A 10142-nucleotide genomic window follows, 5' to 3' on the forward strand; every position below is an offset into this window, starting at 1 on the left:
ATTATCTAGGCAGAAAAAATTCGTATACCAGGAGAATTAAAAGTTATAAATAATTCTCAGCATCTAGCGGTTAGTAATCAGTAATTAGCTAGAAATTATTGACTGATTATCTAGGCAGAAAAAATTAGTCTGCCAGGAGAATTAAAAGTTATAAATAATTCTCAGCATCTAGTAGTCACCCCTAATAAATAAGTAATCAGCTAGAAATTATTGACTGATTATATTGACAGAAATAATTAGTCTTCAATAAGTGACATAAGAATTAAATTGGTTATCAACTAACCTTAGTCGTTGTTTGATTCCGTTAAAAGCCGATACCTAAATACTTAGATTATAGTTGACTACTTATCTAGTAAAATAGTAGAGAATTACTAATACCATCGGGAAAAAATGAACTTAATTCCTAATCAATGTCAAGATTTACAAAATCAGGTAGAAAATCTACTGCAACTATTACATCAAGAACCTACTCTTAGACAACAAGATACAACGGCAGTTCGGTATTCTTTAAATAAAGTAATTTCCCCAAAATTTGAAATAGTATTTGCCGGAGCTTTTAGTGCAGGAAAGTCGATGTTAATTAATGCTTTATTAGGCAGAGAATTACTCTACAGTGCTGAAGGTCACGCCACAGGAACGGAATGTTATATCGAATATGCCGAACCTGAAAAAGAAAGAGTAGTTTTGACATTTTTAAGTATTGCTGAAATTCAAGAACAAGTATCAATTTTACGACAGCAATTAGCTTTAGACTCTAATGCCGATATTGAACAATCAGAGGTAATTGGAATTATCAGAGAACAATGCAATGCAATTATTAAAAATGAAGGAGGGGAAAATAAATCCGAACGTGCTAAACAAGCAAAAGCTTTAAAATTATTGGTGGATGGTTTTGAGGCAAATCAAGAATTTATTCATCTGACTCAAAATGCTATTTATTCAATGGAACAGTTTAACTTTTCTAACCTGAAAGAAGCAGCAAGTTATGCGCGAAGAGGAATGAATAGTGCTGTGTTGAAGCGCGTCGAATATTATTGTCATCATCCTTTATTAGAGGATGGAAATATCATTATTGATACTCCAGGAATTGATGCTCCTGTAGAGAAAGATGCTCAAGTTACTTATGACAAAATAGAAAACCCAGAAACTTCAGCAGTTGTTTGTGTTTTAAAAGCTGCTGCTGCGGGAGATATGACAACAGAAGAAACAGAATTATTGGAAAAAATGCGAGAAAACCCTGGCATTAGAGACAGGGTTTTTTATGTTTTTAACCGTATAGATGAAACTTGGTACAATGCTCAACTTCGACAAAGATTAGAAAGTTTGATTATTTCTGATTTTCGAGATACAGAAAGGATTTATAAAACCAGTGGGTTGTTAGGTTTTTATGGCAGTTTAATTAAAGAGACAAGTCAGGGGGAGCGTTTTGGTTTAAATACTCTATTTGCTAATAGTGTTAAAGGTTTAGATGGAGAGGAGGAAACGCCACAATTTGTCTATGCTTTTAATAATTATTGTGGCACTTCTCGCAAACTTCCTAGTAATTTTCGGGTAAGTATTAATGGTTTTGAGTCACCTAATGAAAATTATGTCAGGATTTTAGAGGAGTGGGGTAAACCATTAATCGAACAATTAATAATTGATAGTGGGATAGAGGAATTTCGGAATGGAATTACTCGTTATCTGAAAGAGGAAAAACGCCCACAATTATTTGCAAATTTAGCAGATGACTTACAAAATATCTGTATACAACTCCAGAAAAATTATTTAGCAACTCAACGAGACTTGGCAAGTCAACCCCAAGAAATAGAGGCAATGAAAGCTCAGGAATTATCATTATTAAATTCTCAACTCCAAGAAGTCGGCGAAGGATTTAATCAACATATTTCTGAGGAAGTAAATTTGCTAGTCACAAATAAATGTGATGGTTTTGAAGCAGATTTTAATCAACTCCAATCTCGAATGATTCGTCGTTTAGATGAACTGTTAGATACTTTTTCTGTAGAAGCTGCTTATAGTCGAGCAACTATTAATCATCCACGGAACGCAACGGCACCTTTATTAGCAGTTTTAGTCGAGGCACTTTACTATTTAGCAAATCAATTAGAGGATATTTTAGTTGACTCTACTCAGTCAGTAGTAACTGGATTTTTTCAACATTTAATTGATCGAGTTCGCAAGTCAGAATATTATCGACAACTCTATCGTTTGTTAGGCAATGATGGAGGAATTGAAAAGCATTTAAAAGAAGTAGAAAAAGCAGTTAGTACGGCATTAATAAGTGCAGCGCGAATAGAATGTGACAGATTTGTGCGAGAAAGTCCGCGTTTTTATGATGAAGGAACTTTTTCTATCTATCAGTTTCGGCAGACTTTATTACAGACTTCTCAAAGTTTTGACTGTAGCAGTATGGTGGAGGCGGAACCTGCAATTAGACAATTGTTGAAGTTAGATTTTGAGCCAAAAGTTTCTAAGACTATTCGGCAAACTTTTCGACAAACGGTGAATCAAACTTTGAAGACTAATTTATTACCTATGGCTGAAAAACAAGCCGAAGATATTATGCAGCAATATAATCAAGCGCGGGAATATTTAGAGCAAAGTTTAGAGACGGAAGCTGGAGAAAAAATTCAAAGGAATTTACGTTTTCAAGCTGAGGTTGAGGAGAAGATTAAGGATTATAATCGTGTAGTTTATTCTATTAATAGTTGTCTCCAGACAATGTTGTTGAATGAGCGACAGTTGCCAATTATTTCTGAGTTTGATTTTGGCAAAAGTGGGGAAAATTTGGAAGTAGTAAGTAGTGAGGATGAGAAATTATTGGAGAGTGATGAAGTGTCGCCTCTTGATGATTTACGTCGGGAGATGAATTTGAATAGTTAGTTTATTAATTGATAATTGATAATGGATAATTGATAATTACCTGTGGTTAAAACCTAGCGGCTTTATACCTTAAATTTTCGGTGATTTTTTTATCTCAGAAAAGTGTAGGATATTTTTTTGAGACATCCTACATTTTGAGTAGGGGAGTAAGGGAGTGGGGGAGCAGAGGAGAAGTAAAAACATAAATAATTTAAGTTTCACCTAAGCATACCGTTACTATATGGTAATTGGGATAATTTATTGGAAACAAAGGAATTAAAAATGGCATAAAATTCAGAGAATCAAAAATTTGTTGTTCTAGAGGGAGAAGAAGTTATTGAACTAGATGAACAGACATATGAATATTTAAGTTTAGGCGCAAACAACTTTAAATATTTATATCTGACAAATTATCAATTAATACCTGTAATTCTAAGAAGAGTAGATATTCGGAACCGTGAAATAAAAAATAAACTGTTTTATGATGATTATGATGGTTTAGAGTGTGAAGTTATAAAACCAGGCGCTCAAAGTTGGCAAAAAGGAAAAATTAAGGTCGAACTTAATGTCAAATTTTACCCTGATGAACCATTAGAAGAAATAGAAGAAAAAGAATCAAGTCAGTCAGATAATGAAGCAGAAAATTCTGGCGAGAATAATTCAGAATATATCGAAACTGAAGTATCCCCACTTGATGACTTACGGGAAAAATTTAATCAAGAAAATCAGTAGAAACTTTCTGGGTGAAAATTTATTTTTGTAGGAGATTTTTTCTCAGTTTCTAGTTGTACTTTAGTGCTACTAGATTTGTGTTGCTAAAGCACTACTACTAACTAATACTTAAAAAAATTTCTGAGAAAAAATGATTTCTCCAGGAAATTTACTACCCCTAAATATTGTATATTTACTCAAAAATATAGTATAGTTAGGAAAAATACAGGTAAAATGTGCTATAGAATTTTGCTCTGATGAACCTGAAGAAGAAAGAGAAGAAAAAGAATCAAGTCTCTCAGAACATGAAGCAGAAAATTCTGGCAGTAATAATTCAGAATATCTGGAAACTGACGTATCCCGACTGGATGACTTACGGCAAAAATTTCATCAGGAAAATTAGTAGAAAATTTCTGGCGGAGCATTAATTTATGTAGGATATTTTCTCCCCATACATATTTTTTATTCAGCCAAGAATAAGAAGGGACAATTTAACATAGAAAATCAATATAAGCCATTATAAACTAATGAAGTGATACAAATTGACTTTAGTCCTATATCAGAAGAATTAGGTTTAAGCTCTAATTTTGAAATTTTATTTCTTGATGCTAACCAACTTACAGCTATAATCCAATACAATTTAATAGTTTCTGATGAAATAAAAGAACAAATATTTGAGGAAGGTGTAGATTGTAAAGTTCTCAAGTATGGTTCTAAAGAATGACATTCAGGGAAAATTAAGGTAAAAGTTACTGTAGAATTTTGTCCTGACGAACCTGAAGAAGAAATAGAAACAAATGAATCAAGTCTCTCAGAAAATCAAGCAGAAAATTCTGGGAATAATAATTCACAATATCTGGAAACTGAAGTATCTCCACTTGATGACTTACGGCAAAAATTTAGTCAGAAACATCAGTAGATATTTCTGGGGAAAAATTTATTTATTTAGGATACTCCCCCAGTTCATAATTGCACTTTAGCACTGCTAAATTTATACTACTAAAGCAAAACTATAAACTCAGATTTTACTTGATGATTTGTCTCATAGGTTTAATCAAGGATAAAAACTCAAAAATAGGAGACTAAAATGGCAGAAAAATTTTATCCCAAAGATTGTAATGATGATGATGTTATCTCTTTTTCAGAAGTAGCTAATTTTAAAGTTGGTTACATCAAAAAAATTTTAAAAAAATCATTAGATCATTGGTTGGGAGAAAAAATTAAGGAGAAATTTGAGAGGGAAGGTTTACGAATACCTAATGATGTATTCTATCCAAAAGATGTACATGAACCTCTAGCAAGATGGTTTAAAGATGGTATCGATTGCGAAATTCTTAATTTGGGTTCTCAGCAATGGAAAAAAGGAAAATTCCGAGTTAAGTTAGATATAGAATTATGTGTGGAGTCACAAGAAATAGAGGAAATTTCTAACAACAATAATTCTGAATCTTCTCTAGATGACTTACGGCAAAAGTTTAATCAGGAAAATCAGTAGAAACTTTCTGGGGAAAAGTTGATTTATCTAGAATCACAAAGCTGTAGATTATCAAATTCTCATATCTGGTTTTCAAGAATAGCAGTCAGGGAAAATTCAAGTAAAAGTTTCTCTAGAATTTTGCCCTGATAAACCTAAAGAATAAATAGAAGAAAAAGAATCAAGTAACTCAGAAAATTCTGGCGATAATAATTCAGAATATCTGGTAACTTAAGTATCCCTACTTGATGACTTACGGCAAAAATTTCATCAGGAAAATCAGTAGAAAATTTCTGAGGAAAATTGATTTGTATAGGAGATTTTTTCCCATTTCCTCAAAAATCTAGTCAGGGAAAATCCAGGGAAAATTTGCTATAGAATTTTGCTCTGACAAACCTCAAGAATAAATAGAAGAAAAAGAATCAAGTCAGTCATAAAATCAAGCAGACAATTCTGGCGATAATAATTCATAACAACTGGAATATGAAGTCTTCCTACTTGATCACTTACGGCAAAAAATTAATCAGAAAAATTAAGTAGGAGATAAAAAAGTCAACCTATACTAAAAAATTAGTTGTGCCTGATATAATATCTATTATTGAGTTAAAGGTAAAAATTACATGGGAAACAAATTTGAACATCTTAGAGATGATGAGGTTATCTCAGTAGAAGAACAGCTTCATAAAAATCACTCCCACATAATCAAAAGTACAACTTTCCAAGTTAGTGAGTTAGTGCAAAAATTGAGTGAAAGGATAGCTAGCAAGGAAAATTTAATTTTTAATGGTTTTGATTGTAAAGTATTAAGATTAGGTTCAGGTGGTTGGGTAAAAGGCAAAATAAAACTTGCTTTAGAATTTTATCCTGATGAACAAGAAGTTTCTCAAACATCTGAAAAAAAGTTATCTGAAAATAGTGAATCAGAATCCCCACTAGATGATTTACGAGAAAAATTTAATCAGGAAAATTAGTAGAAACTTTCTAGGGAAAAGTTGATTTATCTAGAATCAGGAAGATGTAGATTATCAAATTCTCAGATATGGTAGTCAGGGAAAATTTAGCTAAAAGTTACTGTATAAATTTGCCCTGATGAACCTCAAGCAGAAATAGAATAAAATGAATTAAGTCAATCAGAAAATCAAGCAGAAAATTCTGACAATAATAATTCAGAATATCTGGAAACTGAACTATCCCCACTTGATGATTTACGGCAAAAGTTTAATCAGGAAAATTAGTAGAAACTTTCTGAGGGAAAATTGATTTGTCTAGAATCACAAAGCTGTAGATTGTCAAATTCTCAGATATGGTTTTTAAGAATGGCAGTCAAGGAAAATTCAGGTAAAAGTGATTGTACAATTTTGCCCTGATTAACCTCAAGCAGAAATAGAATAAAATGAATTAAGTCAATCAGAAAATCAAGCAGAAAATTCTGACAATAATAATTTAGAAAAACTGGAAAATCAAGCATCTCCACTTGATGACTTACGACAAAAGTTTAATCAGGAAAATCAGTAGAAACTTTCTGAGAGAAATTGATTTATGTAGGAAATTTTCTCTCTCTACATATTTATTATGTCGTCGAAAATTAGGAGTAATAAATTGAGATGAAAAATTAATATCAACCATATCACTCTATAGATTTATGATTCTGAAAAAAGTAGAGCGAATACAACCTCTAACATTCTGCCAAAAACTCAGTCACTGTAACAACTAACCCAGCTAAGAAATTTCTTGTAAACCTAAAAAAGACACATAAAAATTAATCAAAAAATATTCTTATCTCAAGAAGATGTTGTATCTGTTTATCGCAACGAAATATTTGTCAAAAATCAGACTTTTACTCTCAATGAATTTCTTACAGAGATGAAAAAAGCTCTTCAAACACAACTCGCAGAAGGAAGAGAAAATTGGTTAACTAACGAAATAGATAGCAAAATACTAAAACCAGGTGCAAAAAGTTGGCAAAGAGGAAAAGTAAGAATAACTCTTGAGTTTGAATCTGAAAATATTGATGTAAAAGAAGGGGGGCTAAATAATCAATTTGTAGAAGGCAAAGAAATTTCTCCACTTGATGATTTACGCCAGAAAATTAAACCAGAGGATAAGTAAAGATTTTCTAGGAAAACCTAAGTTTATATGGAGTATTTTATAGCTCCATATTTCCTTGCTCAAAGGCAATTAAGTATTCAGGAATTTTCTCCAGGGGCAATACAGCAATACCAGAAAAATTTTCATCTTTGAGAGCTTTCCATAAATAAAGATATATGCTGTTTTTTTCCATAATTAAATCTTTCCATCTATAATCCTCCTCAATGGAAAACCACCAACATTTTCATTTTATTAAGCTCCCGAAAAAAATCGCGCGTCAAAGGATTTCCAGTTGCATCCTCAGAATTTTTATGATAAGCTAAATCTTAGCTGGGGTCGCTCGTATATACACATGATTTTTTATTCAACTATGAAGAAATTTCCTCTCGCAGCAATACCAGAAAAATTTTCATCTTTGGGAGCTTCTCATAAATATATGCTTGTTTTTCCCATCATCAAATCTTTTCATCCATTCCTCCTCAAAAGAAAATTTAATTTTTAATGCTTTTCATTGTAAAGTATTAAAATTAGGTTCAAGTGGTTGTGTAAAAGGCAAAATTAAACTTGCTTTAGAATTTTATCGTGATAAACAAGAATTTTCTCAACCCCTCAAACCTCTGAAAAAAAATTCTCTGAAAATAGTAAATCAGAATCCCCACTGGATGACTTACGGCAAAAATTTAATCAGGAAAATTAATCAAGAATAGAAACAAAGATTACCTACCAAACCCGCCAATAATTAAAAACATTACCTAATAGCTGAAGTACATAAAAATCAAAATTTTTTAAATCTTTTTTTTGTAGGAGTTTGTTTAGTTTAAGGGTTTGGAGACCAAACCCCTACATTCTTTCTAGAAACTATTTCTATTTCCCACCATAATAAAAAGCAATTTCCTTTTCCTTCAATTCAGCAAAATCTGCATTCTTCAACATATTATTTAACTCATCTTGAGAAATATGCTTCGCCCCAATACGCACAATACGAGACCTCATTGTATTACTAACGCCGCTCCTTTGTCGTTCACCTTCTAACGCCATAACCTGGTGATAAAGGTCAAGTTTTGCTGATGGAATAGGAGACCCATCTAAATCTATTCCTTTAGCGATCGCCTCATCAACTGCATCTGCTCCAGTAGTTGGTGTGGGTGTAGAATTTATTTCCGAAGACATAGCCATAAATTATTGAGTTTACATAATTATTTTATCTGCTCAAGGAGTAATTTTTTTAAATCCATTCAATCTAAATTTAAGCAATAGCAAACTCCGTCATTTCAGTTATCAGTTACCAGTAACTCCCGCTCAAACCAGAGACTTGAAATACTGAAATTTATTTATTTTTTTCATTCCCTTAAAAGATGAGACTAAAGACCTTATTTTTTCGTCGATTTTATCATATCTTAAGACTGATAAGCTAAGACAATTTCACTCTTAGGAACACCTAACCAGATCGACTCATTAGCTATTCTTGCTATTGAAATTCCTGATTTTTTTTGACACAAAAAAGCCTTGCTTATTTACAAATATAATATATTGTGGTAACCATTCAGGTATTAGGGGTTAACTTTTCCTGCGGAATGCTACGCAAACAGTTTTTTGGTGGGTAAAAAAGCGCCAAGTAATTAATAAGGAAGATTCACAAAGAATGCTTTTATAGTAACTTTTAATTGTTCCTCAATTTTTCAACTCTGCTTCTTCCTTCAAAGATAATTTTTTAATGACTGACAGCAAATAGCTTACCGAAAAATAAAGGTATAAAGCCTCTCCATTCATGGAGAAAACAGAAAAAAATTCCTTGAGCGCCAATCCTCTCCCTTTTAGGGAGAGGTAATTATTAATTATTAATTATTAATTATTAATTATTAATTATTGAAGGCTGAATGCTTAGAGATTTTGAAGAAATTTATCATTGTGATAATTGATTAATTAGCAATATATATAGTAATTCTCATCTTGGTGAGGTAAAAAATTCTGGGTTTTAAACAGGGAACAGGAAAGAAAAAAGAAAAGTGTACCTCACACTTACTGATAAACGCTATAATCACATTATTTAATTCCAGTAATTTTTTTAGAGATTAATTATGAACAAAACACGACGAATAAAAATTCCTTTAGCAGTTAAAAAATATGTGTTTGAGCGGGATAACTACCACTGTCAAAGTTGTGGTAAAAATTCAACAGAAACAGAACTTAATATAGACCATATTATCCCCCTAGCTAGAAACGGTAGTAATGATATTAGCAATCTACAAACCCTCTGTCATAAATGCAACCAAAAAAAGAAACATCATTTCGATCCCCGCTTTAAACGAAACTTTAGTAATTAAAGCAAATTAGTATCCAGAAAAAATTAATTTGTTAGTAACACATACAGCATATTCCGTGATTAATGTGGTACAAATTATGAGGTAAATATTTTTTTGCTTATCCCATATCCTACTCCCCATTTTCCCTACTCCCTAATATCTACTTTATCAAGTAGGAAACTGCTGTAACATAATAAATATACCAATCCTAAATTGGTTATAATAATTTTTATAACAGTTAATTTTAAAGGTTTTCCGTTAAAATCCTGACTCCTGACTCCTGACTTCTGACTCCTAACTACCACCAAAATATTACAAATGAAATAGGATTGCTATAGAGGAGAAACATAAAGTGAAATCAAAGACTATAGGTCTTCTCAAAATTAAGATGTATTCTTTAATTGAAAAAATGTCTGATGTAGAATTAGAAAAAGCCTGGGAATATTTACAAACACTTCATTATGACAGTTTGATTATGACAGCTATTCAAAAATCGAAAACAAGTCACAAACCAGGAGATATCTTTACTAAAGAAGAAACCTTGCAAATATTATACTTTGACAAATAAAATAGTTAAAATCCAAACAAACATTCTTATTTAAACCAGAAGAGAAAAACTCTAAAAAAACCAGATTATTTTGACCAAAAAATCGGGTCTCAAACCTCCATTTTCCTGGAAATGAAAAAAGTAAACTTCAGTATTT

General features: G+C 31.7%; 12 protein-coding genes and 1 pseudogene. 11 read left to right on the plus strand and 2 right to left on the minus strand.

Going from position 1 to position 10142, the window contains the following annotated elements:
- Positions 1-390 precede the first annotated feature (390 nt).
- From ACP6PK_RS30330 to ACP6PK_RS30365, 8 genes and pseudogenes are all read left to right on the plus strand, one after another.
- The gene (locus tag ACP6PK_RS30330; protein WP_426565324.1) at positions 391-2883 is read left to right on the plus strand and encodes a dynamin family protein; all 2493 of its coding nucleotides are present in this window, start codon (positions 391-393) and stop codon (positions 2881-2883) included.
- A 315-nt stretch (positions 2884-3198) separates the two neighbouring features.
- Positions 3199-3594, plus strand: a complete 396-nt coding sequence (locus tag ACP6PK_RS30335; protein ID WP_426565357.1) for a KGK domain-containing protein — start codon at positions 3199-3201, stop codon at positions 3592-3594.
- Between the two features lie 511 nt (positions 3595-4105).
- Entirely contained in the window at positions 4106-4297 is a 192-nt protein-coding gene (locus ACP6PK_RS30340; RefSeq protein ID WP_426565326.1) for a hypothetical protein, read from the plus strand.
- A 12-nt stretch (positions 4298-4309) separates the two neighbouring features.
- A complete protein-coding gene (locus ACP6PK_RS30345) occupies positions 4310-4492 on the plus strand; it encodes a KGK domain-containing protein (RefSeq protein ID WP_426565359.1) in 183 nt (60 codons plus the stop codon).
- A 168-nt stretch (positions 4493-4660) separates the two neighbouring features.
- Positions 4661-5068, plus strand: a complete 408-nt coding sequence (locus tag ACP6PK_RS30350) for a KGK domain-containing protein (RefSeq protein ID WP_426565328.1) — start codon at positions 4661-4663, stop codon at positions 5066-5068.
- A gap of 82 nt (positions 5069-5150) precedes the next feature.
- A pseudogene (locus tag ACP6PK_RS30355) lies at positions 5151-5213 on the plus strand (KGK domain-containing protein); the annotation flags it as partial.
- 454 nt (positions 5214-5667) lie between these two features.
- Positions 5668-6018: a KGK domain-containing protein gene (locus tag ACP6PK_RS30360; RefSeq protein ID WP_426565330.1), complete on the plus strand. Its 351-nt coding sequence runs from the start codon at positions 5668-5670 to the stop codon at positions 6016-6018.
- 844 nt (positions 6019-6862) lie between these two features.
- Positions 6863-7156 (plus strand): KGK domain-containing protein, encoded by a 294-nt coding sequence (locus ACP6PK_RS30365; protein ID WP_426565361.1) that lies wholly within the window; start codon positions 6863-6865, stop codon positions 7154-7156.
- 37 nt (positions 7157-7193) lie between these two features.
- Here ACP6PK_RS30365 and ACP6PK_RS30370 read toward each other — a convergent pair whose 3' ends face one another.
- Positions 7194-7328: a hypothetical protein gene (locus ACP6PK_RS30370; RefSeq protein ID WP_256386461.1), complete on the minus strand. Its 135-nt coding sequence runs from the start codon at positions 7326-7328 to the stop codon at positions 7194-7196.
- 247 nt (positions 7329-7575) lie between these two features.
- Here ACP6PK_RS30370 and ACP6PK_RS30375 point away from each other — a divergent pair, with 247 nt between their 5' ends.
- A complete protein-coding gene (locus ACP6PK_RS30375; RefSeq protein ID WP_426565332.1) occupies positions 7576-7842 on the plus strand; it encodes a KGK domain-containing protein in 267 nt (88 codons plus the stop codon).
- Positions 7843-7999: 157 nt separating this feature from the next.
- Here ACP6PK_RS30375 and ACP6PK_RS30380 read toward each other — a convergent pair whose 3' ends face one another.
- Positions 8000-8305 (minus strand): small RNA NsiR4-regulated ssr1528 family protein, encoded by a 306-nt coding sequence (locus ACP6PK_RS30380; protein WP_426565334.1) that lies wholly within the window; start codon positions 8303-8305, stop codon positions 8000-8002.
- Positions 8306-9213: 908 nt separating this feature from the next.
- Between ACP6PK_RS30380 and ACP6PK_RS30385 the strand changes: the two genes are divergently transcribed.
- Positions 9214-9459, plus strand: a complete 246-nt coding sequence (locus ACP6PK_RS30385) for an HNH endonuclease (protein ID WP_426565336.1) — start codon at positions 9214-9216, stop codon at positions 9457-9459.
- Positions 9460-9790: 331 nt separating this feature from the next.
- Positions 9791-10006: a hypothetical protein gene (locus tag ACP6PK_RS30390; RefSeq protein WP_426565338.1), complete on the plus strand. Its 216-nt coding sequence runs from the start codon at positions 9791-9793 to the stop codon at positions 10004-10006.
- The last annotated feature ends 136 nt before the right edge of the window (positions 10007-10142 follow it).

Origin of the sequence: Dapis hubbardiae BLCC-M172 (assembly GCF_050016015.1) — a bacterium.
Lineage (GTDB): Bacteria > Cyanobacteriota > Cyanobacteriia > Cyanobacteriales > Microcoleaceae > Trichodesmium.

What these genes read in the sequence shown, in the direction of transcription:
- ACP6PK_RS30360 (WP_426565330.1), top strand. Translation starts at nt 5,668, where the DNA reads ATGGGAAACAAATTTGAACATCTTAGAGATGATGAGGTTATCTCAGTA.
- ACP6PK_RS30330 (WP_426565324.1), top strand. Translation starts at nt 391, where the DNA reads ATGAACTTAATTCCTAATCAATGTCAAGATTTACAAAATCAGGTAGAA.
- ACP6PK_RS30380 (WP_426565334.1), bottom strand. Translation starts at nt 8,305, where the DNA reads ATGTCTTCGGAAATAAATTCTACACCCACACCAACTACTGGAGCAGAT.
- ACP6PK_RS30385 (WP_426565336.1), top strand. Translation starts at nt 9,214, where the DNA reads ATGAACAAAACACGACGAATAAAAATTCCTTTAGCAGTTAAAAAATAT.
- ACP6PK_RS30350 (WP_426565328.1), top strand. Translation starts at nt 4,661, where the DNA reads ATGGCAGAAAAATTTTATCCCAAAGATTGTAATGATGATGATGTTATC.
- ACP6PK_RS30370 (WP_256386461.1), bottom strand. Translation starts at nt 7,328, where the DNA reads ATGGAAAAAAACAGCATATATCTTTATTTATGGAAAGCTCTCAAAGAT.